This is a genomic window from Kribbella sp. NPDC043289 (assembly GCF_056436705.1).
Genome location: NZ_JBWKCB010000001.1, coordinates 2,004,287 through 2,028,832, shown reverse-complemented (window position 1 = coordinate 2,028,832; position 24,546 = coordinate 2,004,287). Strand labels below are relative to the sequence as shown.

General features: G+C 70.4%; 17 protein-coding genes. 12 read left to right on the top strand and 5 right to left on the bottom strand.

Annotation, left to right across the window (positions count from 1 at the left end; all coding sequences use genetic code 11):
• Positions 1-20: 20 nt before the first annotated feature.
• The 5 genes from sufC to AC0662_RS09585 are packed head-to-tail and all read left to right on the top strand — an operon-like array spanning position 21 to position 3,509.
• Complete coding sequence (gene sufC, locus AC0662_RS09605) at positions 21-782, top strand: Fe-S cluster assembly ATPase SufC (RefSeq protein ID WP_478299664.1); 762 nt, start codon at positions 21-23, stop codon at positions 780-782.
• Positions 779-2,035, top strand: a complete 1,257-nt coding sequence (locus AC0662_RS09600) for a cysteine desulfurase (protein ID WP_452203581.1) — start codon at positions 779-781, stop codon at positions 2,033-2,035. The genes sufC and AC0662_RS09600 overlap by 4 nt, the downstream gene beginning before the upstream one ends.
• 1 nt (position 2,036) lies before the next feature.
• Positions 2,037-2,507: a Fe-S cluster assembly sulfur transfer protein SufU gene (gene sufU / locus AC0662_RS09595; RefSeq protein WP_452203582.1), complete on the top strand. Its 471-nt coding sequence runs from the start codon at positions 2,037-2,039 to the stop codon at positions 2,505-2,507.
• The gene (locus AC0662_RS09590; protein WP_452203583.1) at positions 2,500-2,889 is read left to right on the top strand and encodes a metal-sulfur cluster assembly factor; all 390 of its coding nucleotides are present in this window, start codon (positions 2,500-2,502) and stop codon (positions 2,887-2,889) included. The genes sufU and AC0662_RS09590 overlap by 8 nt, the downstream gene beginning before the upstream one ends.
• Positions 2,886-3,509, top strand: coding sequence for an acVLRF1 family peptidyl-tRNA hydrolase (locus AC0662_RS09585; protein WP_478299661.1), 624 nt, complete (start codon positions 2,886-2,888; stop codon positions 3,507-3,509). Before AC0662_RS09590 ends, AC0662_RS09585 begins: the two co-directional genes overlap by 4 nt.
• Here AC0662_RS09585 and AC0662_RS09580 read toward each other — a convergent pair.
• The 5 genes from AC0662_RS09580 to AC0662_RS09560 form a co-directional block, all read right to left on the bottom strand.
• On the bottom strand, positions 3,491-4,009 hold the full coding sequence (locus AC0662_RS09580) for a zinc ribbon domain-containing protein (protein WP_452203585.1): 519 nt from the start codon (positions 4,007-4,009) through the stop codon (positions 3,491-3,493). The two genes, AC0662_RS09585 and AC0662_RS09580, sit on opposite strands and share 19 nt — an antisense overlap.
• Positions 4,006-10,476 (bottom strand): hypothetical protein, encoded by a 6,471-nt coding sequence (locus AC0662_RS09575; RefSeq protein WP_478299659.1) that lies wholly within the window; start codon positions 10,474-10,476, stop codon positions 4,006-4,008. Before AC0662_RS09575 ends, AC0662_RS09580 begins: the two co-directional genes overlap by 4 nt.
• Before the next feature lie 140 nt (positions 10,477-10,616).
• The gene (locus AC0662_RS09570) at positions 10,617-11,174 is read right to left on the bottom strand and encodes a hypothetical protein (RefSeq protein WP_478299657.1); all 558 of its coding nucleotides are present in this window, start codon (positions 11,172-11,174) and stop codon (positions 10,617-10,619) included.
• A gap of 31 nt (positions 11,175-11,205) precedes the next feature.
• On the bottom strand, positions 11,206-11,727 hold the full coding sequence (locus tag AC0662_RS09565; protein ID WP_478299655.1) for a hypothetical protein: 522 nt from the start codon (positions 11,725-11,727) through the stop codon (positions 11,206-11,208).
• Between the two features lie 36 nt (positions 11,728-11,763).
• A complete protein-coding gene (locus AC0662_RS09560) occupies positions 11,764-18,885 on the bottom strand; it encodes a hypothetical protein (protein ID WP_478299653.1) in 7,122 nt (2,373 codons plus the stop codon).
• A gap of 157 nt (positions 18,886-19,042) precedes the next feature.
• Between AC0662_RS09560 and AC0662_RS09555 the strand changes: the two genes are divergently transcribed.
• The 7 genes from AC0662_RS09555 to AC0662_RS09525 all read left to right on the top strand — a co-directional run bounded on the left by AC0662_RS09555 (position 19,043) and on the right by AC0662_RS09525 (position 24,544).
• Entirely contained in the window at positions 19,043-19,504 is a 462-nt protein-coding gene (locus AC0662_RS09555; RefSeq protein WP_452203590.1) for a hypothetical protein, read from the top strand.
• A 52-nt stretch (positions 19,505-19,556) separates the two neighbouring features.
• On the top strand, positions 19,557-20,291 hold the full coding sequence (locus AC0662_RS09550; protein WP_478299651.1) for a hypothetical protein: 735 nt from the start codon (positions 19,557-19,559) through the stop codon (positions 20,289-20,291).
• Entirely contained in the window at positions 20,291-21,091 is an 801-nt protein-coding gene (locus AC0662_RS09545) for a CpaE/TadZ family protein (protein WP_452203592.1), read from the top strand. The genes AC0662_RS09550 and AC0662_RS09545 overlap by 1 nt, the downstream gene beginning before the upstream one ends.
• Positions 21,088-22,398, top strand: a complete 1,311-nt coding sequence (locus AC0662_RS09540; protein WP_478299649.1) for a CpaF family protein — start codon at positions 21,088-21,090, stop codon at positions 22,396-22,398. Before AC0662_RS09545 ends, AC0662_RS09540 begins: the two co-directional genes overlap by 4 nt.
• Positions 22,399-22,402: 4 nt before the next feature.
• On the top strand, positions 22,403-23,308 hold the full coding sequence (locus AC0662_RS09535) for a type II secretion system F family protein (RefSeq protein ID WP_452203594.1): 906 nt from the start codon (positions 22,403-22,405) through the stop codon (positions 23,306-23,308).
• Positions 23,305-24,225, top strand: a complete 921-nt coding sequence (locus AC0662_RS09530) for a type II secretion system F family protein (protein ID WP_452203595.1) — start codon at positions 23,305-23,307, stop codon at positions 24,223-24,225. The genes AC0662_RS09535 and AC0662_RS09530 overlap by 4 nt, the downstream gene beginning before the upstream one ends.
• A gap of 100 nt (positions 24,226-24,325) precedes the next feature.
• The gene (locus AC0662_RS09525; protein ID WP_478299646.1) at positions 24,326-24,544 is read left to right on the top strand and encodes a hypothetical protein; all 219 of its coding nucleotides are present in this window, start codon (positions 24,326-24,328) and stop codon (positions 24,542-24,544) included.
• Positions 24,545-24,546 lie beyond the last annotated feature (2 nt).

Here is a 24,546-nt window from a genome sequence, read left to right as displayed (position 1 = left end):
CGACGGAGATAGAGATACTGATGGCGACACTCGAGATTCGCGACCTGCAGGTGTCGGTCGACACCGAGGCCGGCCCGAAGCAGATCCTGCGCGGCGTCGACCTGACCATCGCCGGTGGCCAGACGCACGCGATCATGGGCCCGAACGGTTCCGGCAAGTCGACGCTGGCGTACTCGATCGCCGGGCACCCGAAGTACAACATCACCGGTGGTTCGGTGACGCTGGACGGCGAGGACGTGCTGGACATGTCCGTCGACGAGCGCGCCCGGGCCGGCCTGTTCCTGGCGATGCAGTACCCGGTCGAGGTGCCGGGCGTGTCGGTGGCGAACTTCCTGCGCACCGCGAAGACCGCGATCGACGGCGAGGCGCCGAAGCTGCGGACCTGGGTCAAGGACGTCAACAAGGCGCTGGCCGACCTGGACATGGACTCCGACTTCGGCACCCGCAACGTGAACGAGGGCTTCTCCGGCGGTGAGAAGAAGCGCCACGAGATCGTCCAGCTGGAGCTGCTGAACCCGAAGATCGCGATCCTCGACGAGACCGACTCCGGCCTCGACATCGACGCGCTGAAAATCGTCTCCGAGGGCGTCAACCGGTTCGCCGGCCAGGGCGACAAGGGCATCCTGCTGATCACCCACTACACGCGGATCCTGCGCTACATCACGCCGGACTTCGTGCACGTCTTCGTCGACGGCCGCGTCGCCGAGGAGGGTGGCCCGGAGCTGGCCGAGGAACTCGAGGCCAACGGGTACGAGCGGTTCCTCAAGGCAGGCGCGAAGTGACGACGGCCCGGACCTTTGGCAGTCCACTGGACCTGCAGTCGGTCCGGGCGGACTTCCCGATCCTGTCCCGCGAGCTCGCGGGCGGGTTCCCGCTGGTCTACCTGGACTCGGCGAACTCGTCGCAGAAGCCGCGCCAGGTGGTGCAGGCGATCGAGGACCACTACCTGAAGCACAACGCGAACGTCGCCCGGGCCATGCACCAGCTCGGTGCCGAGGCGACGGCGGCGTACGAGGGTGGCCGGGACAAGGTCGCGGCCTTCCTCGGTGCGCCGTCGCGGGACGAGATCGTGTTCACCAAGAACGCCTCCGAGGCGCTCAACCTGGCCGCGCACACGCTGGGCGCGTCGCTGAAGCCGGGCGATGTCGTGGTGATCTCCGAGATGGAGCACCACAGCAACATCGTCCCGTGGCAGCTCGCGTGTGAGCGGACCGGCGCGACGCTGAAGTGGTTCGGCGTCACCGAGGACGGCCGCCTCGACACCAGCAACATCGAGGAGCTGCTGACCGAGAACACCAAGGTCGTGGCCCTGACCTGGGTGTCGAACGCGCTCGGCACGATCAACCCGATCAGCGATATCGCCGCCAAGGCGCACGCGGTCGGCGCGACGGTCGTCGTGGACGCCTCCCAGGCGGTCCCGCAGCTCCCGGTCGACGTCTCGACGCTCGGCGCCGACATGCTGGTCTTCACCGGCCACAAGGTCGTCGGCCCGACCGGGATCGGCGTGCTCTGGGGACGGTACGACCTGCTCGCCTCGCTGCCGCCGTTCCTCGGGGGTGGCGAGATGATCGAGGTCGTCCGGATGACGGGGTCGACGTACGCCCCGCCGCCGGCCAGGTTCGAGGCCGGTACGCCGCCGATCGCGCAGGCGGTCGGGCTCGGTGCGGCCCTGGACTACCTGTCCGGGATCGGGATGGACAAGATCGCGGCCCACGAGCACGCGATCGTCGAGTACGCGCTGGAGGGGCTGAAGACGGTCCCGGGCCTCAAGCTGCTCGGCCCGACCGACGCCAAGGACCACGGTGGCGCGATCAGCTTCGAGCTGGACGGCGTCCACCCGCACGACGTGTCGACCGTGCTGGACACCCGGGGCATCGCGGTCCGCGCCGGGCACCACTGCGCGCGGCCGGTGCACGAGCGGTTCGGAATGCAATCGTCGACCAGGGCGTCTTTCTACCTGTACACGACTCCCGAGGAGATCGACGCGCTCGTCGACGGCCTCGGATTCGTCCGAAGCTTCTTCAAGGTGGACTGATATGCAGCTCGACAGCCTCTACCAGGAGATCATCCTGGACCACTACCGCAGCCCGCACCACGCGGGGCTCGCGGACCCGTACGACGTGGAGGTGCACCACGTGAACCCGTCCTGCGGGGACGAGGTCACGCTCCGGGTCGAGCTCGACGGCGAGACCGTCAAGGGTGTCACGCACGCGAGTGTCGGGTGCTCGATCAGCCAGGCCGCGACGTCGGTGATGTCGGACCTGGTGATCGGCAAACCGGTCGCCGAGGGTATGGCGACGTACGAGAAGTTCCTCGAACTGATGCAGGGCCGGGGGAACGTCGAACCGGACGAAGAGGTGCTGGAGGACGGCGTGGCGTTCGCCGGCGTCGCGCAGTTCCCGGCCCGGGTGAAGTGTGCGCTGCTGGGCTGGTCCGCGTGGCGGGACGCCACCGCCCAGGCCATCGCCAGCCAGAACGCCGCGAGAGATGGAGTGAGCAATGGCTGACCAGACGGACGAGAAGATCGAGCTGCCCGAGGTCGACCTGGAGGCTGCTCAGGCGGCACAGGCGGGCACGACCCCGGCGAAGGTCGAGGACGTGACCGAGGCGCTCAAGGATGTCGTCGACCCCGAGCTCGGTATCAACGTCGTCGACCTGGGCCTGATCTACGGCATCACCGTGGACGACACCAGTACGGCGATCATCGACATGACGCTGACGTCCGCGGCCTGCCCGCTGACCGACGTGATCGAGGACCAGACCCGGATGGCGCTCGAAGGCCTGGTCAACGACTTCCGGATCAACTGGGTCTGGATGCCGCCGTGGGGTCCGGAGAAGATCACCGACGACGGCCGCGACCAGCTGCGGGCGCTCGGCTTCAACGTGTGAGCAAGATCGTTTCCGTTGCGCCGGGCCGGTTGGACAGATGGCTGACCGGCTTCGGCGAACGGCACGGCGACCTGCGGTACGACGCGACGCCGACGACTGTCACGGTCTCCGCCGAGGACGGCTCGTCGGCCGTCGTCACAGTGCCTTTCGAGCCCCTCGTGGATCTGACCCGCGAGGGGCTCGTCGCGCATGTGCTCGCCGACCGGCGGCTCGGCGTACTGCTGGTTCGGCGCGGTGGCTACGGCGCCGGGGTGTTTGCCGGAGGCAAGCTTCTGGACTCGAAGGTCGGCTCGCGGCACGTGCAGGGGACGACGAAGGCCGGTGGCTGGTCGCAGCAGCGGTACGCGCGACGGCGGGACAACCAGGCCCGGGAGGCGTTCGCGGCCGCGACCGAGGTCGCCGTACGGATCCTCGCGCCGGCGAAGCTGGACGTGCTGGTGTGCGGGGGAGACCGGCGAGCGGTCGACACCGTGCTCGAGGATCCGCGGCTGAAGGAGCTCGCCGGGCTGGTGCGGTCGCCGTTCCTCGGCGTACCGGATCCGAAGCAGAAGGTGCTGGAGCAGGCCGGCGCGGACGCGCGGGCGATCCGGATCGACGTCGATCAGACCGAATCGGTGTAGCTGTCCCGGATCAAGAGCAGTCGGTCCAGCCGGAAGCGTCCCGGATCGAGCTCGCGCGTGGCGCGGCCGTCGGCGGTCCAGAACGCGGCGTCCGGGACCGCGTCCACGTTTGCCGGGACGAACTTCACGACTTCCTCGACTGCTTGGCGGGCGAATGCCATCACCGTGCGCGCCGCCTCGGACCGGTCGTCGACCGCCACCTCAGCGGCGATCCGGTCGGCGACCGACAACCACTGGCCTGCGTCGATCAGTTCGGACGGCTCCGGTCCACCGAAGGCGGGGGACTCGGTCAGCGGCGGTGAGAACAGGTACTCGCGCTGAGCCCCGCAGCCGGCACATACACCGGCGTACCTGATGGCCGGCTCGCCGTCGACGTCCGTACGGCGGTCCTCCCAGGAAGCCTCGTGCGAGCCGCAGTCCGGGCAGGGTGTGAGATCGAGGTACAGCATCACCTCGGTCGGCGTCCGGGCGATCGCGTACTGGGGGTCGTAGCCGGTCACTGCAGCGTCACCCCGCTCGACGGGTTGGCCGTGTGACTCCGGCGTACCGGAGCCCGGGTCGACTCGTTCGTGGCGTGGCGCAGCTGTGAGTCGGTCTCGGCGAGTACTGCCGCCGGGATCCCGTGCTGCTGCAGTTCTTCCACGACCGCGCTGGTGAACTGTCGCGGCGGAGCGTCGGGCGTGTGCAACTGGCGCAGGTCGACCCGTCCTTCGGCGAGCAGCGCGAGCCGGGGGTGCAGAGTCGCGAACGCCTTGGCGAACGCCTTGTCGGTCCTGCTGGTCATGGTGCCGTTCGGGTGCGCGACGTACACCGTGCGGCCACCGTTCGGGGTGCGGAGCGTCAGGCGGACCTTGACCTCGTCGCGGCGGGCCTGTTCGAGCGCGTCGACGAGCGGCTGGTACGGGTGCTGCTCGTCGGCGGTCGCCGACACCAGGACGGTCCGCACGCGGCGCGTCGGAGTCGTTGCCACCTGCCCCGACTCCATCCGGGCCAGCATCGCCTCGTAGTCGTGCCGGAACATCGTCAGGTACGCCTCGCCGGACGCTGCACGATGCACCGTGTCGGAGCGTTCGACGCGCGGCCGACTGCGGCGGCCGAGCCGGAGCCGCTGGACGTCGAGGTGGTAGTCGACGGACACCTTGACCGTGACGACCTGCCCGGACTCGTACGCACCGGTCTCGTGCCGGGCACCGACCGTACCGGTGTCCTGCTCGCTGACCCGCCGGCTCGTGCTCGCGCTCGCGGTGAGCGCGCCGCCCGGCGTACTGCCGCCGATCGTCTTGGAGCCGGGGAGCACGTGGTTGCTTCGTGCGGTGAGCTGGCTGACCAGGAGGTCACGGGTGTTCTCGCCCAGCTGGGTGGTCGCCCCTTCGGCCGGCTCCGACACGAGTTCCAGGGCCGAGACCTCCGCGCGGACCCGCATCGCGACGACCCGGGCGGTCTGGTCCGGGATGGCGAGTGGGACGAATTCGTACCCCGACGGCCCGGCCATCTCGTGGAACGCGACCATCCGGCTGCCACCGCCGAGCACCGACTCGAGCGTCGCGCTGTGCGCCTGCACGCCGGCGGCACCCAACATGTCAGGGTGACCGAGGCGCTCGTACGCCGCGTTGTACAAGGTGTTCTCGGGCGCCTCGCCGGTCCGGTAGGGCTGGGTGCTTTCGACCAGGTAGTTGGCCGGGAGTACGACGGCCCGATGGTCCGGCGCCTGGGGGCCGTACTTCGCCGGTACCGAGTCGAACACGGCGGTCGGGACGGAGATCCGCATCTTGCCGGTCGCTTCCCGGCGGGTCGCGGGGCGCGTCGGCGGCCCACCGGCGCTCGCCGAGTCCTCGACCTCGACGATGACCTGGTAGTCCCGCTTCACCCGGCCGGTCGCGAGCGCCAGGCTGGTGCTGATCCTGGTGTTCATCTGGCTGCTCGACGCGGTCGTCGACGTCCCGACGTCCGCGCCGACGCCGGCCGACCCGGACACTCCGTCGGAGCCGTTGACCTCGAGAGTCCCGCCGTACGACGTGCCCTCGGTGACGCTCTGACTGCGCTCGCGCAGGTCCCAGTGCTGGCTCAGGTTGAACCCGTTGCCGCTCTCGCCGTCGTTGCCGTCCCGCTCCCGCGACATCGGGCCGGTGAACCGGAGCCGGACCCGGACCCGGACGTTGCGGGTCGACGCACCGTCGCGGACCGGGAGCTCGCGGACGAAGCCGCGCGGATCGAGCATGTCGTCCAGCCCGTTGCGCCAGCGGGTGCCGGCGAAGTCGCCTTGCAGAGCGCTGATCAGCACCGGGTCGTCCATCGCCCAGGGGAGGTGTCCCTCGACCGCCGCGCGCACCTCCTCGTAGATGTCGGTCGGCTCGCCGTCCTTGTCGTTCAGGGTCGCCCGCACGACCTGCGCGGCGGCCATCGACTGCCGGTAATGCGGCGGAACGACCGGCTCGCGTGACAGCCGGGCCAGCTCCTCGGCGGAGTTCAGGACGGCGTCGAGTCGCTCGTCGGTCGGACCGCGCTCCGCCAGGAGCTTGGCCATCAACCGCTCGTCGGTGTGCTCTACGGCCAGCGGCCCCGCGGCCGCGCGCACGCCTTTATAGCGCCGTACCACCGCGACCGTCGTCGGGCGGGGGAGTTCGAGGTCGCCGTTCAGCAGCCGCTCGACGGCGTCGGCGACCTGGCGCGGCGGGAGGTTCAGCTCGCCCCGCCCGTAGAGCCGCAGTGCGTCGCGTTCCGGGAGTGTGAGGAGGACGGCGCCGGTCTCCAGCGGGATCGCCCGCGGCTCGGCACCGCCGGCGCGGAGCTGCGCCTCGAGGACGAGATCGCCGGTGAACTGGTAGTGCTGCCCGTCGCGCATCAGCGTCCGCTCGACGGCAGTCGTGGCCGACTCAGAGGTGGCGGACGACTTCGTGGTCGACTTGGTCAGCCCGACCGCGCCGCCGGCGGACTGTCCGTCGGCCGCCACCGAGCCGGTGCCCGCGTTGACCCCGGCGGTCGCTCCGGTCGCGACGCCTGAGGAGCTCGTGGTGGTCGCCATCGTCACGTTCAGTTCGGCGAGGATCGGGTTCCCGGTGCCGACGTACCTGAGGTTCTCGACGTGAGTGCTGACGCGCAGGGTGCTCCGCTGCGGCGTGAGGGCGCGTTGCTGTACGGCCTCGAGCGGGTCCGACGGCGCCGGGCTGACGATCAGGCCGGTGCTGTACTCCGTGGTGAGCAGCTCCGGCCGCGTGATCAGGTTCCGCGGCGAGAGGAAGCCACTGAGATGGTGCAGCGCCGCGCTGTCACCCCGCCGGAGGCTGGGGACGGCGTCCGTCAGCCGCTTGATCGGGTCGCGGACGTCGGCGTGCTGGATCGCTGCCGTCTGCAACAGTCCGGGATCGACGCGGCCCTCGACCGACAGCCCGCCCTCCGTGGGGCCGCAGAAATCGCTGTCGAGCCAGACCTTCGCACTGCCCTCCGCCGCGGCCACCGGAACAGTGGACCCGTCATCGGTGATCTCACTGATCCGGATCGTGTGCGGTACGTCGAACACCGCGACCCGCGCGCCCGACTCGGTGACCGTCATCCGGTACGCGCTGCGGGTCGTCGACCCGCCGAGGAAGCGACCGAGCGACGAGCGGCCGAGCGACAGCCCCGCCTTCGGGGTCGCCCCGGACCGGCCGTCGGCGGGCGCATCGGTGAGCCCCAGCTTGGCCGACCACGGCAGGTTCTGCGACTGGTTGGTGGAGCGTCCCGAGGTGCTCACGCCGATGTCGACGTTGACGACCATGTCGTTGTCGGCCAGACCCATCAGCTGCGCGCGGTCGAAGTGCTGTTCGATCGAGATCTTGTAGGACCGGACCCGCGGCGGGTGCCCGGTCCGGTGCTCGGTGAGCTGGAACGTCAGCCGGTCCTGCGCGGCGTGGTCGTACCCGGTCTCCAGCCGCTGCTTCGCGAGCTGCTGCCGGGCACGCTCCCAGATCTCCGTTCGGCTCATCTGCTCGGCCGGGTCGAGACCGGCGAGCTCGGCCGGCAACGGGTGTCCGTCCGCGTCGAGGGGCGGGAGCATGTCCTGGTCCTTCAGATGGGCCAGGAAACCGCTCAGCGCCTCGTCGGCTCCGGTGAGCTCGCGGATCATCGCCGGTCCGGCGCCCCGCAACTGGCCGGGCCCGTTGCCGAGCCACGGCGGGAGCTGCAGCGGCAGGTCGGTCGGGCGCGGGTCGCCGCGGAGCAGCAGCCGGCCGTCGGTACCCCGTTGCGGAGCGCCCTCGGCATCGCGGATCAGCGCGGCCGCCGGCACCGGGAGGCCGTACCGGAACGCGTCGCGCTCGGCCATCCGCAGGCAGGCGTCGCCTTCGGTCTCGGTGCTGAACGACCCGGCGCGGTCGAGGCGGTGCACGGTCACCTTGTGCCGCAACCGCAGCTTCACGCCGACCGTCGGCGCGATCCGTTGGGTGCTCCAACGACTGCCCAGGTTGGCGGTCGACGCGGTCTCCTCGACACTGGTGTTCCGTCCGGCGCGCAGCCCCGGGCCGAGGTCGGCCGTGCTCGAGCCGATGTCGGCGATCGGTGTACTGACGGTCCCGCTCACCGTGCGCGAGGAGTTGACGGCCTGGGCTCCGGACGCGCCGGAGTTGCCGACCCGCCACACCTCCAGCTTGTGGTCCGGTGAGCTGTCGCTGACCAGCTCGGCGGACTCCAGGTCAGGCACGGTCTCGAGCTGGGCCCACGCCACCGGCTTGCCGCCGTTCGTGATCAGCCGCCAGACACCGCCCGGCTGCGTCGTCTCGTCGAGCCGGATCATTCCGTCCTCGGCGATCAGACCGCGCAACCGGTCGTGTCCGACCCGGTCGAGCGAACCGAGACGCTGCTGCAGTTCGCGCATCGTCCGGTCGCACAGGTCGTTCAACCCGTCGACCCGCGTGGCCATGTGCTCGGGCATGGCCGTACTGCGTTCCGCGGCCAGCCCGAGCGTCTGCAGATCGGTGGTCTCGGTCGGCGGCGGGACCGTGTAGGTGTGGATGAAGCCGAGGTCGAGAGTGGCCGAGTCGCGGTCGGTGCCCGAGTCGACGACCTGGACCGGTGACCACTCCCCGGCCGCCGACTCGCGGATCTGCCAGTTCCAGCGCGGTCGCGTCGAGCGGTACCGCAGGAACTCCCCGCGGAGCGCCTCGACCGCGCCCGTCTGCGCGGTCTCGGTCGCGCCGCCGCTGTCCGTTGCGCCGTCTGCGCTGGAGACCTCGACTCCGGGTGAGACGAGCGTGGCGGCTGCTTTCAGCTTGCTCGTGTCCGGCAGCATCTGGGTCAAGGTGTGCAGGCTGGCGCCGACCGTCGTACCGCTGTTCTGCATCGCGGCGGTGGTGACGGTGTGGCCGGCCTGGACGACCTGACCGACCTGGGCTTCGTCGAAGACGATCGGGCTGTCCAGCACCTCCTGCAGCTCGCCGGGATCGAGCCGCAGGTGGATCTGGATGAGGCGGCCGACGTCGGCGCGCGGGTCGTTGCCGATCGTCAGCACCACGCCGTCCGGGGACAGCACCCGCCGGCTCTCGCCGCGCAGCGTCCGGTGCAGGAAGTCGGGCGTGAAGGTGAACGACGTTCGGCCCGCGAGCGCCGTGTTGAGGTCCTCGCTGAGCTTGGTCAGGTGGGGGAGGCGACCGGACGGCAGACCGTTGTGCTGCACATCCTGAGCCGGCAACGTCGCCGCGGTCGCCTGCTCGTACGCTCGCACCTCGGCCGCAGCAGCGGCCGAGGTCGTCTTGCCCGCGAGCAGGGCGCGATACGTGTCGGCAGCGGTCCGGGCCTGCTCGGCCGCCGCAGTGCAGGAGCTCGCGATCTGGACGTGCCGCTCGGCGACTCGGAGTCGAGCGTCGGCCCGGTTCCGGAGCCGGCGGGCGCGCTCGCCCGCGGACGCGTCCTTGGCCTCGGCCTGCTCGTCGGCCTGTGCGAACAACCCGGCGGCCTGTTCACGGGCCGCGGCGGCACTCGCGGTCCGCACCTCGGCACGGTGTTCGTGATGATCCGCTGCGGACTCGAGATCGCCGACCTGACGGCGTACCCGTGCTCGGAAGCGTTCCGCCGGCGTTGCCGCCGGTGCCTGCGTGCGATCCGGTACGACGACCTGCAGCCTGTCCCACGGGACGCTCGGCGCCGGGTGCCCGCCGCTGCGAATCGTCTGGGAGAGGTTCGTCAGGTCGCGCTCGATGTCCGCGAGCGGCCGCACGCCGACACCCGCGTGGGTCTCGCGCCACTCGGCACTGAGCTGGCGGAAGTCCTCGTACTGCGCTTCGGCCCGGCGGTCACGCTGCTCGCGGTGCCGCTCGGCGCCGGCCCGGGTGTCACTGACGATCGTCCGAATCCACCCGAAGAACCCACCCCTCGCCGACCGCTCGGTCCCAGCGGTGCCAGGGGGAGCGGTGGCGGGGCGGTGCTGACCGCCGACCGGGCGGCGCGGGCTGTCTGTCGGGCGTAGCGACGGTGGTGTCGTCCGCGTGAGCTGTTCGGCGTCGTGGTCCAGCACGCGCGCCGTACCGACGAGATCCGCCGCGAAGGGTCGGCCGAGGCCGTCCTGGGGAGCGCGCACCGAGGTCAGCCGCCGGAGGTCGGCCTCGCTGTCGAGCCGGTTGCCGTCCAGTACGTCCTGCAACAGCGCGCGGGCCTCGGTCTCCTGCTCCGCGGGCAGACCAGGCAGATCGAGCAAGGCGTCCAGGGCTTCGGTCGCCCCATCGGCCGGCGCGCCACCGCGGACCCGGTCGAGTTCGGCGCCGACGAACGCCACCGCCTCGGCGAGGAGCCGGTCGTCGGTGACGGCGGCGGCCCGGCGGGCGAGCCGCCGCTCGAGCCTGCGCAGGGCCTTCCGCGCCAGCCGGTCCCGCGAGTTCCGCAGCCGGATGGTGCCGTCCCGGAGGGCGAGCGCATCGGGAGCTACGACGCCGAACGCGAGCCCGAGGGCCCGGCGCGCGCGGGCCTGCGGACTGCCCTCCGTGCTCACCGCAGACGTCACCGCAGATCTCCCCGTTCCGGACGCCGGGACTTACCGTCTGTCACCGGATGCTGTGGATCGGGAGATTAGCAACCTTCTGTTCAATTAGCAGATAGATATCCCACCGAAGGAGTTCACAATTGCCGGTGGGCTTTGTCACATCATGAATCCCTGTACAACGCGCGGAAGTCCGCCAGCACGCCGCGGAAGTACTCGAGGTCGTCCTGCAGCTTGGCGCGGTGCACCAGGTTCGGGTGGCTGATCTTCGCCCGAGCGCCGTACGCCGACCAGATCTCCGAGTCCGGTACTTCGTCGGCATCGTCCGGCAGAAACTTGATCGCCTCGCCGATCGCCTCGGCCGCGAACTCCCAGTTCAGCTCGATCACAGAGCGGTCCTGCTCGGCCGCGCCGGTGTAGGCCATGTCGGCGTCCAGCGCCTTCTGGGCATACGAGCGCGCGACCATCGCCCACTGCGCCGCGTCGATCAGCCGCGACCGCCCCAGGCCGAAATGCAGACCGAGCGTCGTCGCCGTCTTCTCGGAGGCATACGAGATGCTGATGTCCCCGGCCGGCGTCGAGTACACCCAGGCGTCCGGGCCCTCCGTCGTGTTGACGCCCGGCTGCGGCTCCTCCGGGGGTACCGAGGGCACGTTCGGGTCGGCGGCGGCCACCAGACTCAAGTACACCTGCGCCTCGATCAGGGTCCTCGCGGTCAGCATTCTTGTCTCGCTCCTGTGTCCCTAGGTGACGCTAGATGTCCCGGCCCAGCCGGCCGTACTCGTCGCGGACGATCAGCAACCGCTCCAGGCGGAACCGCCCCGGATCCGCCTCCCGGACCGCCAGCCCCTCCGGCGTCCAGAACTCGTCGTCCGGTACGGCGTCCGCACCGGCCGGCACGAACTTGATCACCTCGCTGACGGCCGCCTGCGCGACGGCCAGCACCTTACCGGCCTCGGTGGGATCCGTCGGGACCTCGGCGGCGGCACGGTCGGCCACGTCGAGCCACTGCCCGGCGTCCAGAACCTCCGACGGCTCCGGACCCCCGAACGTCGGCCAGCCCTGTACTGCGGTCTCGCGGGCCGGCAGCCCGAACAGGTACTCGCGTTCCGCGGCGCACCCAGGGCAGACGGCGAACCAGCTGCTGGCGAGCTCACCCTCGATCTCGACCAGCGCCTGCTCCCAGGGCGCCGCGGTCTCCCCGCAGTCCGGGCAGGGATGCAGTTCCAGATACAGCTGTGCCTCGTCCCGGGTCCGCGCCACCGCGAATGCCATACCGCCCCTCTCGTGTGCCTGGTTCCATGATCGCCGTCACGGCCCGGCCAGCGACGGGCCGTGGCTCGTTGTGGTGATCGTGTGGCCCGCCGCGCCACCGACCGACGGCCGGGCGGGGTGCTCGGACGGCGGTGCCAGAGTCCACGCGGCGGTCGTGTAGTCCACCGCCTTCAACACGTCCCGGGGTACGCCGGCGCGCTCGAGCTCGGCGGCCACCTTGGCGTTGAAACTGCCCTCGGTCGACGAGGTGTTGTAGAGCCGGCGCAGGTCGACCCGCCCCTCGGCCATCTGCACGACGGTCGGGTGCAGACTCGCGAACGCGGACGCGAAGCCACCGTCGTTCACACCGAGCAACGTCGGCGGTGTGCCCTTGCTGGGATCGCCGGGAATCGCCTGGTACAGGCGCTCCGTACCGTCGTCCTCCCGGACCTTCAGCACCACCGGCTTCCCGGTGCTCCGCGCCCGGTCGAGCGCGTCCAGGAGCGGACGGTACGGCTGGTAGACCTGCCCGGATTTGCCCTGCCCGTACTCGGTCGTGGTGATGTCCGGCCGCCCGAGTTTCTCCGGTACGGCCTGCAACCGGGCGTTCGCGAGCACGCTGTCGAGCGAGGCACCCCTCTCCATCTGCCGGAGACTGTCGAGGAACTGGTGCCGCAGCATCCGGACGTACAGCTGACCGTTCGCGATGTTGGGCACGTAGTCGGTCTTCTTGGTGGCCGGCTCACCGCGGCCGTTGTCGGTCGTGGTCCGGATCGTGGCGTGGTAACTGATCGGGATGTGGACCGTCACCAGTTGGCCCTCGGCGAACCGGCTGAGCTCGAGCCGGGTGCCGTTGGCGTCGCTGATCTGCTCCTTGACCTGCTCACCGATCGAACCGCCGACCGACACGAGTCCGGCATCCACTCCACCGTTCGCGGCGACCGGGGTACGCCGGTTCCTGGCCGAGCCGGAGCGGCGTACGTGCTGGCCTCGCCAGACGTGTCCCTGCTGGCCCTCCATCGGTTCGTCGATCAGCGTCATGGTGCCTGCTTCGGCCTCCACGTTGACGCTGATCATCGTGTTCCCGTTGCCCGGCTTCGCCAACGGTGGCAGGTCGATGCCGCCGTCCATCAGCCGCCCGACCTTGGCCTTCACCGCGCTCGCCTTCAGCATCGGCCGGACGACGTGCCGGTACTCCGCCATGCCGGCCCGGCCGAGATACTCGGGCCGCCGCAGGTACGCGCTCAGGTTGTCGTACAGCTGGTCCTGCCGCTTCTCGCCCACGCCGTGCGAGGCGTACCGCAGGACCATCGCACCTTCGGGCAGCCGGAACCCGCGGTGGTCGGCCCGCGCCTCGAGCGCCTGCTGGTTCTCCGCCGGCCGCGGACCGTCCTTCAGCTCGTCGGTCGGGATCGTCGTCCGGAGCTGCGCGCGCAGCTCGCGCCGCGACGACGTGCTGGTGATGTCGGCGGGGTCGATCCGGCGGAGCTGCCAGCGGGCGCTGGCCATCGCCGCCGCGCCGGCGTTCTGGACGCGGACCACCTCGGTCGTGAACACGATGGTCCGGTTGGCCATGGTCTTCTTGAACTGGCCCAGCCGCCGCAGGTTCGTGTTCTGCGTACTCTCGGCGGAGGTGTTCGTCGTGGTCAGGTCCGTCGACAATCCGGCCGAGCCGTCACCGAGGGCGGTCGGGGTGCCGCCGTTGACGCCGCCGCTGATCGCCACGGTGCGGTTGGCGGCCTGGTCCTTCTGTTCGTAGTCGTAGGTCTGTTTGACGCCGCCGGCGTTCACGGTCGGGATCTTCGGCTTGCCCTCGGCGTCCGTGAGGATGTTGCCGTTCTCGTCGGTCGGGACGGACTCGACCGTGACATCGCCCTCGAAGCGCGCCCAGATCTTGACGAACAGCACGTCGGGTCGCTGCTGCCCTTGGAGTGGTACCTCGATGGCCATCTCGGCCCCGCCCGGGCTGAGCATGTCCTCGAGATGGCCCTGGTAGCTGCGCTTGTTGAGGCGGGTGTCCAGCGCGTGCTGGAGTTGCAAGCTGGCGTCGCGCAGGCCGGGGGCGATCTCGTCGATCTGCGGACCGACCAGCGTCCCGAGGTTGACCAGCTGGTCCGGATCGCCCTCGACCGTCACCGACTCGACCTCGCCGGCGCCCAGGCTCTCGTCGTACACCTCGGAGGTATGCATCACGCGCGGCTGCTGGGCGAGTACCTCGGCCGCCTGCATCGCCGCTGTCAGTTGGTCGTCGGCGCCCAGGTCCGGCTGGGGCTCGGCCCCGGTCTGCTCGTTGAGCTTCGCCGCGAACCGCTCCGGCGTGTGCGTGGGCGCGAGACCCGTGTCGACGCCGGCCTTGTCCTGCCGGTACCGGTGCACGAAGCCGAGCGCGACCTGCGCGTCCATGGTGGTGCGGCCGTTCAGGTACCGCTCGGCCACGTCCGTGGTGACCCAGAGCGGCAGGTCCAGCTTCCCGCTCGCGTAGAGCTCCAGCGCCCGTCGCTCGGCCATCGACTTCTCGGCCATCGCGTCGGGCAGCGGTACGGACCGGACCACCTTCCCGTTGTGCACGATGTCGGCGACCATCCGGTGCCGCTCGAGGAACTCGTGGTGCGTGCCGGGGTTGATCAGCAGCCGCTCTTCACCGGACGTCTCGCTGACCGTGGTCGACTGCGACGTACCGCCGGTCCGGCCTCCCGAGACGCCGCCGGACGTCGTGCTGGTGTCGGCAGCGACCGAGCCGGCGCCCGCCTCCACGCTGAAACCGCCGGACGCCGACGTCCCCGAGGTGTAGCCCACGTCGGACATCGTGAAGTTGATGTCGACGGTGTTGTCCTGCGTCATCGCGACGTGGGTCAGGCTGACCGCCTCGCCACGGATCACGATCTCGTAGTCCTGCGGCAGGAGCGTGCCGTCGGTGAGCGCGTGCAGCGGGTTGCCCGGCGCCTGGACCACCGTGAACGGCAGCCGGTAGCTCCCGTTCATCCAGTCCCGGTTCGCCATCAGGCTGTTCGGTGACAGCGCCTCGTGCAGCGCCGGCAGCGCCGTCGAGTCCGAACGGATCGCGGGGATCGCGGCGCAGAGCGCGTCGGCCGCGTTCCCGGCGTCGACCGCGAACGGGATCGCCTGCTCGACGGCCGACGGGTGCGGCGGCTTCGGGTTCTTCTCGAACACCGGCGCGGCCGCACGGGTCAGCGAGCTCGGGTACGCGACGTCGACGCTGCCGCGGACGTCCGCCAGCAGCGGGCCGTCACCGCGGTTGGTGATCTCCGCGAAGGTGAACCGGACCTTCTGCCGGAGGTGGTCGATCGGCTCGGTGCTCTCACCCAGGCCGACGTCGTTGAGCCGCTCCCCGGAGGTGTACGTCGTACTCCGGCCGACGGCGTTCCGGCTGAACTTGACGCCGATCTTCGCCATCCACCCGGCGACGCCCTTCGGCGGACCGTGCTTGGCCTCGACACCGGCCGAGACCGGGATCGACTTGGACCGCCCGATCGTGCGCTGGGTGGCCCGCGAGCTGATCCCGAGCAGTACGGCGGCCTCGCTCGTACTCGTCCCGAGATCCTCGACCTCGTACGACTCTTTCTGCTCGTCGTAGTCCGGAGTGGCCGACAACCGGAACGGCCGCCATCGCGGCGCACCGGCGAGCCCGCGGTCCTCGAGGACGACGATCAGCCCGCCCTGCGCGGCCTGGTTGAACCCGGCCTCGATCCGCGGTGCGTTGATCTGCTGCTTGATGCGTTCCAGGTTGGCCCGCTGCCACGGCGCACTCTTCTCGCCGGGCCGCGGAACGAGGCCGAGCCCGCGCAGCCCTTCCAACGCATCCTCGCGGGTCTCGTCGGCACCCTGGAGGTTCTGCGCCATCGCGCGGCCGGAGCCCCGCAGCTGGTGCTCGCCGTTGCCCATCCACGGCGGTGCGTTGTGCGGAACCGTCGAGGGGTCCGGGTCGCCGCGCAGCAGCACCCGGCCCTTGTGCAGCTTGACGGTGCCGTCGGCTTCCCGCTGGACGGCGTTCTTGTCCGCGCGGCCGCCGGCCCGCAGCAGGTCGTTCTCCGGGATCCGCAGCAGACCGGTGACCAGGTCCCGCTCGACGATCGGTGGCCGCTTGTCGCCGACCTTCTGCAGCGTCGCCTTCGCCCGGAAGCCGAGCAGCACACCCTGGGTCGGGCCCTCGTTGCGCTGCACGCTCGGGACGATCGTGGTCATGCTCGTGGTCTGGCCGCCCTGGCGCGACACGTTGCGCCCGGCGGACACCCGCGGCCCGAGGTTCACGCCGGACCCGCGGACGTTGTTCAAGGCGTTCACGCCGGGTGCCAGGTGGCCCGGGTCCGGAACGCCCGGGAATCCGACCGAAGCGACTCCGGTAAGAGAGGTGCCGTAGATCTGGCCGGCGTTGATGCCGCCGAAGTCGACGAGCACCTCCTCCTGCCACATCTCCGAGCTGGACTCGCCGGCGAGTTCCGCCGTACGCCAGACCGGCTCGAGTTCCCAGGTGAGCTCGTACTCCGTGTTGTCGCCGTTGGTGAACCGCCGGGTGACCCCACCCGGCTGGGTCATCTCGCGCAGCAACCGGTGCGAGTCGTTCTGGATCAGGCCGGCGATGTGCGCGTACGCGACCTGGTCGAGGTCGCCGTACTGCTGCTGGGCGCGCGCGACCAGCCGGTCGGTGACGCCGTGCAGTCCGGTGAAGCTGGTGACCGTGTGCCGCGGGAACTCACCGGTGACCTGATCGCCGTACCCGAGCTCCGCCAGCGAGACTGTCTCCGCCGGCGGCTTCACGGTGTACGCGCTCGATACCCACGTCTGCTGCTTCTCGAGATCGGTGGTCTCGACCGGCGACCACGGCTCGGTGGGGGACTTGCGGACCTCGATCTCGAGGACGCCGTCCCACTCGTACAGCAGGGACTCGCCGCGCATCACGTCCACCCAGCCGGACTGGTAGTGCGCCGTGGCGCCACCGGTCTCGGCCAGCGTGCGACCGCGGGTCACCTCGACCTTGGGCGAGATGAGCTGCGCGGCGGCGTGCACCGGCGTACCGGGAGCGGCCAGTGCGAGGATCGGCCCCAGGTTCACGCCGACGGTCTGACTCGTCGAGTGCGTGTTCGTGGTGGCGATGCTCATGCCACCCTCGCCGAGCGTGCCGGACATCTGCTCGGCCAGGTCGAAGTCGCGGGTGGTGATCTCTCGGATGTTGCGCGGCCGCATCCGGAGCCGCACCTGCGGCATCTTCGCGAGCGGGTCGTCCGAGCTGCCCGGGATCGAGAACACCATGCCGTCCTCGGACAGCAGCCGGCGGTACTCCGCACTTATCAGCGGCTGTGGGCCGCGCACGGGCAACTTGCTCTTGATCCGGTGCGCGGCCAGCAGCTTGTTGATCCGGTCGACCGGCAGCTTGACCGGCTCGCCCTCGGGCACGCCGGTGCGCAGGAAGTCCTTGGCCGGCAGCGCCGCGTCGCGACTGGTCTCGAACAGACCGACCTGGTGCTGAGCCGCTGCTGCCTGCGCGGCGATCTGGGACTGCGGGGCGCCACCGTCGATGTCACTCAGCAGCGACTGGTAGCTCTCGAGGGCTTGCTGTGCCTCGACCGCCGCCACGCCGTACCCGTCGCGGATCTCCGTGTGCCGGTCGGCCTTGCGCCGCAGCCCGGTCGCGGTCTTCCGCAGTACGCGGGCCCGTTCGGCGGCGCCGATGTCGAGCTGTTGCTCCTCGGCATCGGCCGACTCGTCGAGCTTGTCGGCCTGCTCCCTGGCCTTCTGCGCAGTGTCGTTCTTGGTGTCGGACTGGTCCTCGAGCTCCGCGACCGTGGACTCGAGGGACTCGATCTGGGTGAGGACCTGGTTGCGCAGGTGGGCGTTGGTTCCGCGGGCCGGCTTGGCCTCGGCCTCGGCGCGGGCAGCGGCGAGGCCGAGCGCGGTCGCTTCCGGGCCGACGATCGCCTCGGCGGTCCAGGGGAGAGCAGGCTCGCCGCCACCGTGCCGGCGGATCGTCCTGGCCAGACCGGTCAGGTCGCGTTCGATGTCCGCGACGCTGCGCGGCCCGCTCGGCTGACCGAAGGCGAGGATCTCGGTGCGCGCGTCGCGCCAGTCCCGGACCAGCATTTGGTACGTGGCCTGGTCGGCCTGCAGCCGGCGGTCGCGGCGCTCGGTATCGAACGCGGAGCGGAGCTTGCCGAGGACGCCACGCGGGCGGCCGGCCTCGGCGGCCGCGATCTCCTGCGTCATCTGGGCCAGCTGGTGCGTCCAGACGTGCCGCAGCTGTGAGTCGGCGACCTGCGAGGAGATCCGCAAGATGTGCGGGTCACTCGCCGTACCGGACCGGATGATGCTCTGGCCCATCGCGCCCAGAGTGGTCTCACCGATCTCGACCTGGACGTGCTGCGGTACGTCGGTCGCGGTCGTCGGCAGGATCGCCTGGTTGTTCTGGAAGTCGACGTCCGGAGCACCGGTCAGCGACCCGGACAGGTCGACCTCGTTCAACGCCAGCAACGCGCGGAGCGCGCGTGACTCGTCCAGCGGGGGAGTGGACTCTGTTCGTCCCTCGGCACCGGTCACCAGGCCCGTGCCGCGGATCTGCGAGGTCCACAACCTCCGTCCGTACCCTCGCCCTCTTCGGTGGTTGTTACCGACCTGTGGGCGATGCCGTCCGGCTCGCTGGGGTGGTGGCGGTGGACTCAGCCCGACGAGTTGGGCATCGCGGCTGATCGTCGCCGACGCCGCCACGATCTGCGACGACGGCACCGGGAGGTCCTCGCCGCCGAGGCGCTTCAGCCGAGCGGCCGCCTCGGGGTCGTCCGCCGCCGCGGCGCTGAGCGCGACGCGCAGCATCGCTTCGCCCTCGGTACGGCGGGATTGGTCCAGTCCAGGTCCGCGCAGGTACCGGTCGAGCGCGTCGGTCGCACCGCGGCCTGCCGACTCGTCGCGCGTTCGCGCGATCTCGGCCCCCAGGACCCCGACCGCTTCGGCGAGCAGCCGGTCGTCGGAGACGTGGTCCGCGGCCCGGCGGGCCAGAAGTTGCTCCAGCGAGCGCATCACGCGCGCCGCCAGTACGTCGTCGCGCCGGCTCAACCAGACCCGGCCGTCCCGCAGCGGTATCGCCTGCGGGTGCAAGATCCCCAACGCGGTGCCGGCCGCCCAACGGGCGCGATCGGCAGCCGTGGTGGGCGGCGACGTGGGTGTGACCAAATGACTCAGCCCCCTCCCGTGTGTCCAGGTGATCACCAGTTGTCACCAGGACGTCCTACTAATTCTGGAATCTAGCAAACAATTGGTTACTCGCCAGCTACTCGAAGCACGCGAACTGTTAACGATTTACGACCAACCGGCCCCTAGGATCGACGCCATGATCGACCGGCTCGGTTCCTCGCAATGGAGTGTCTCCGAAGCGCGCAGCATGGTCGCGCGCTTACGGCATGTCGCGGACGACGGACCGGAGTACGACGGTGTTGAGCTGTTCCTCGCGCTCTGTACCTATCTGGACCAGATCCACGGCGGGATCGGGTTCGACTACGTTTTCACCGGTGCCGAGCGGGCCGCGCTGGCGGACGCGGTGCGGGAGGTCCGCGGGCACCACCCGGTGCCCGATCCGCGCGGCGAGCGGCTGATCCAGCCGGTCAACGCGTCGGTCACGTTGGTCGAGGGACGGGCCCTGACGGCCTGGTTGGAGGGGCGCTCCGGATGGCAGCAGCAGGTCGGTTACGCGCTGCGTGCGCTGTACACCTATCTAGACCAGTTGTACGGCGGTCCGGGCGCGTTCAACGAGCTGCTGACCACCCTGGAACGCAAGCGGGTCGCGGCCAGGTAACGGCACCGGCCTGCCGCCACGAGTGGCACCACGCTGCCATTACGGTATGCGGGTGAGTCTCTCGTCCTCCACGCGTACTTCGTCCCAAGGGGCCCGGGCAGCGGGCCGATCGGCGGGCGGTGGCTCGGCCCGCCTCCCCAGCAGCCGGGAGCGGCGCCCCGCGCTCGCCGCGCTCGCGGTGATCCTGATCCTTCTCGGCGCGGCCGGCTCCGCGCTGATCGCGCTGAACAGTGGCAGCCGCTCGGATTTCGTCGCGGTCTCCAGTGACCTCGAGCCCGGGCACAAGCTGGACCGCAAGGACCTGTCCCGCGGCGACCTGGCCGGTGCGACCGGCGGCCTGATCCCGTGGTCGGAGGCCGAGAAGTACATCGGTCACTACACGACGACCTGGCTCTACAAGGACCAGTTCGTCACTCCGAAGAACTTCACCTCCGACTCGAACCCGCCGGTCCCGACCGGCGGCGCGCTGGTCGGTGTCAGCCTCGAGGCCGGCCGGGCGCCGTCCGACGGGCTGAACGTCGGCGACATCGTCGCGGTGATCCGGGTCCCCACCGCCAACCAGGAGGGCGCCGCGACGACACTGGTCACCGCGGCCGAGGTGACCTCGACCGCGGGCGCGATCACGGACTCGAAGACGAGCGCGAACAGCTCGCTGAACGTGACGATCCTGATCCCGGACGAGAAGGTCACCTTGGTCGGTGCGGCCGCGGCGTCCAAGTCGCTGATGCTGGCGAAGCTGTCCCCGGCCACCAAGCCCGAGGTCTCCCGGAACTCCGGAGGACGTTGATGGCACTGGTGGCGTTGGCGAGCGCGAAGGGCTCGCCGGGGGTGACGACGGCCAGCCTCGTGTTCGGTGCGCTCTGGCCGCGGCAGGTGCTGCTGGCCGAGTGCGACCCGGCCGGTAGCGATGTCGCGATCCGGATGACCGGACCGGGTGGTGCGGCGCTCAACTCCGACCGCGGGCTGGTCAGTCTCGCTGCCGCGAGCCGCAAGGGTCTCGGCGATGAGGTGATCCACGCGCACAGCCAGCAGTTGGATGGCGGGCTCGACGTACTGCTCGGTGTTCGGTCGCCGGAGCAGGTCGGTGGCATGGGTGGTCTGTGGCATCCGCTCGGCATCTCGTTCAACCAGATGCAGAACGGCGACGTACTGGCCGACTGCGGGCGGATCGGTGCGTCGTCACCGCAGCTGCCGGTCATCCAGTCCGCACGCCTCGTCGTCCTGGTGTGTACGGCGACCGGTTCGTCCGTCGCGCACCTGAGGGAGCGGCTGTCCACTCTGGTGCACCACGTCGACGCGCAGCTCGGTGTGGTCGTGGTGGCCGACCCGAAGCGCCGGGACGGCGTCAAGCAGGTGTGGACCGTGCTGGACGCGATGTCCGTGCCGGTGCGGCACCGGTGGCACCTGGCGTACGACCCGGCCGGTGCGGCGTTCTTCGACGGGCGTGGTCACGGCCGGCTCGACAAGACGCCGCTGATCCGGACGGCGACCGACATCACCGCGGAGATGGCGTCCCTGGTCTCCAGCCCGCCGCCGCAGGACTTCGACATGGCCAACGCGGCGTTCCCGCCGGGTGATTACCGGTGAGCGCAGACCAGGAGCTGGTCCGCAAGCTGCGCGTGCAGGTTGCAGAGCGGCTGAACGAGCAGCGCCGGCGGGACCAGGTGAACGGCGTACCTCCGATGAGCGCGGAGGACGAGCGGGAGTACGCGCGGTCGCTGATCGTGCAGGTGCTCGAGGACCACGCGCGGTACGAGCTGGCCGAGGGCCGGACGCCGCCGACCCCGGACGACGACGCGCAGATCGCCGGCGCGATCCACTCGGCGCTGTTCGGCGTCGGCCGGCTGCAACCACTGATCGACGACCCCGACGTCGAGAACATCGACATCAACGGCTGCGACCAGGTCTTCGTGCAGTACGGCGACGGTCGCGAGGAGACTCCCGGTCCGGTCGCCGAGAGCGATGACGAGCTGGTCGAGCTGATCCAGGTGCTGGCCGCGCACGCGGGCCTGACCAGCCGCCCGTTCGACTCGGCCAACCCGCAGCTGGACCTCCGGCTGCCCGACGGCTCCCGGTTGTCCGCGGTGATGGGCGTGACCTCGCGGCCGGCGGTCTCGATCCGTCGTGCCCGATTGGGCAAGGTCTTCCTCCGCGACCTGGTGGCCAACGGCACCATCTCCGACGACGTCGGCTCGTTCCTGCGGGCGGCGGTCGCGGCCCGGAAGAACATCATGATCGCGGGCGCGACGAACTCCGGGAAGACCACGCTGCTGCGGGCCCTGGCCAACGAGATCCAGCCGCACGAGCGGCTGATCACGGTCGAGCGCTCGCTGGAGCTGGGGCTCGGCGAGTTCAAGGACCTGCACCCGAACGTGGTCGCGTTCGAGGAGCGGCTGCCGAACTCCGAAGGCGTCGGCGAGGTCACGATGGCCGACCTGGTCCGCCGATCGCTGCGCATGAACCCGAGCCGGGTGATCGTCGGTGAGGTGCTCGGTGACGAGATCGTGACGATGCTGAACGCGATGAGCCAGGGCAACGACGGCTCGCTGTCGACGATCCACTCGAACAGCTCGATGGAGGTGTTCAACCGGATCAGCACCTACGCCATCCAGTCGCTGGAGCGGCTGCCGATGGACGCCACCCAGATGCTGATCGCCGGTGCGCTCGACTTCGTCGTGTTCATCCGCAAGCACAACGACTACCAGCACGGCGGCGGCCTCAGCCGGTACGTCGAGAGCATTCGCGAGGTCACCGGATGGGACGGCCGGGTGCTGTCGGGCGAGGTGTTCGCGGCCGGACCGGACGGGCACGCCGCGGCGCACGCGCCGATTGCGTGCATGGACGAGCTCGAGCACTACGGGTACCAGCCACTCGTCCACGGAACGTGGGCGTGACGCGATGAACGACCGGACCCTGGGGGCGCTGATCTGCGGCGCGGTGGTCGGCGGCGCCGTACTGCTGCTGATCGTCGCGATCCGCGGCACCGAGCGCAAGGAAGAGACGCCGTCGCTGTTCCGCAACCGCAGCGCCGAGAACCGGAAGAACCTGATCCGGTTCGGCGTCGGCATCGCGGTCGGCCTGATCGTGCTGGTGGTGACCCGCTGGCTGGTGCTGGCCGTCGCGCTCGGCCTGCTGGCCGCGATGGCGGACCGCTTCTTCGGCGGTACCGGTGAGGAACGGCGCGCGATCGACCGGCTCGAGGCACTGGCCACCTGGACCGAGGCGCTGCGCGACACCATCGCCGGCGCGGTCGGTCTGGAGCAGGCGATCCCGGCGACCGCGGTGAACGCGGCCCCGGCGATCAAGCCCGGCCTGAACCTGCTGGTCGACCGGCTGCGGATCCGCGAACCGTTGCCGTCGGCCCTGATGCGGTTCGCCGACGACCTGGACGACCCGTCCGCCGACCTGATCGTCGCGGCCCTGGTGCTGAACGCCCGGCTCCGCGGCCCGGGTCTGCGCGAGGTGCTCAGCGCGCTGGCCGACTCGGCCCGCGAAGAGCTCGACGTACGCCGGAAGGTCGCCGCGGAACGCCGCTCGACCAGGCGCAGTGTGCAGGTGGTGGTCGCGATCACGCTGGTCATGGCGGCCGGTCTGGTGCTGTTCAACCCGACGTACATGCAGCCGTACACGAGCTTCATCGGACAGGTGGTGCTGGCGGTCGTGATCGGGCTCTATGCGCTCGGGCTGATCTGGCTGCGGCGGCTCGCGAAGATCGAGGTACCCGAGCGGTTCCTGATCGGTGTCAACCTCGACCAGCGGGCCAATAGGTCGGGCGACGAGCGGATGGAGGTGGTGAACGGATGACGTGGGCCTTCCTCACCGGCGGGATCGCCGGGCTCGGCGCGTACTTCGCGGTCCGGATCTTCATCAAGCCGCGGGCGAACGTGCTGTCCACGATCGCGCGGATCGACGCCGGCCGCGGCGGGTACTCCGGTGGCGCAACGACCAGCGCGGCGGGCGAACGGGTTCTGGGTGGCGTCGACCGGGCCCGCGAGACGCTGGGCCGACGGCTCGAGATGGAGGCGAACGCGCGCGGCTGGGCGTTCGGCAAGCTGCGCCGCGACCTGGCGGTGATGAACCAGCCGTTCGCCGCGATGCTCGCCACCAAGGTGTTCTTCGCACTCGGCGCGCTGGTCTTCATCCCGATCGTGCTGTTCCTGTTCTCGGCGATTGGTCTCACCGCGCCCGGCGCGGCGCCGGCGATCGTGACGCTGGCGTTCATGGCGCTCGCGTTCTTCCTGCCGGACCTGGCGCTGCGCCAGGAGGCCGAGAAACGGCGCCGGGACTTCCGGCATGTCGTCGGGTCCTTCCTGGACCTGGTCGCGATGAACCTGGCCGGCGGCCGCGGTCTGCCGGAAGCGTTGATGACCGCGTCGACGATCGGTGACCACTGGGCGATGGCCCGGATCCGGCAGGCACTGGCGAACGCGCGGCTGATCGGCATCACGCCGTGGGACGCGATGGCCCGGCTCGGCGAGGACCTGGGTGTCGACGAACTCCGCGACCTGGCGTCCGCGCTGGCGCTCGCGGGAGACGAGGGCGCGAAGATCCGCGCCTCACTGCTGGCCCGGGCGGCGTCGCTGCGCCGCAAGGAGCTGGCCGACGTGGAAGGCAAGGCGGGTGAGCGCTCCCAGTCCATGCTGGTCGCGCAGCTCGTCATGATCGCGGCGTTCTTCCTGTTCCTGGCCTTCCCGGCCGGTGTGGCGATCCTGGGAAGTTAGACCGAACGGTGATCAGGGCAAGGGATCCAGAGGGCGGAATCGTCCGTCTTACACGGCATACTGAGGCCTGCTTCGGCCTCACGATTCGGAAGGCATGCGGATGATCTCGGAGATGATGTTCTGGCGGGCCATGGCCGGCTACGCGGTCGCACGGGCACAGACCCAGCGCGCCCGCGCACGGGCGGGTCAGACCGACCTGGGCGCCTCCGCACTCGAGTGGGCGATCATCTCGGCGATCCTGGTCGCCGCCGCGCTGGCGATCGGCGTGGTAGTGAAGCGCGTGATCACCAAGCGCACCGCTGAGATCGACCAGGGCTGACG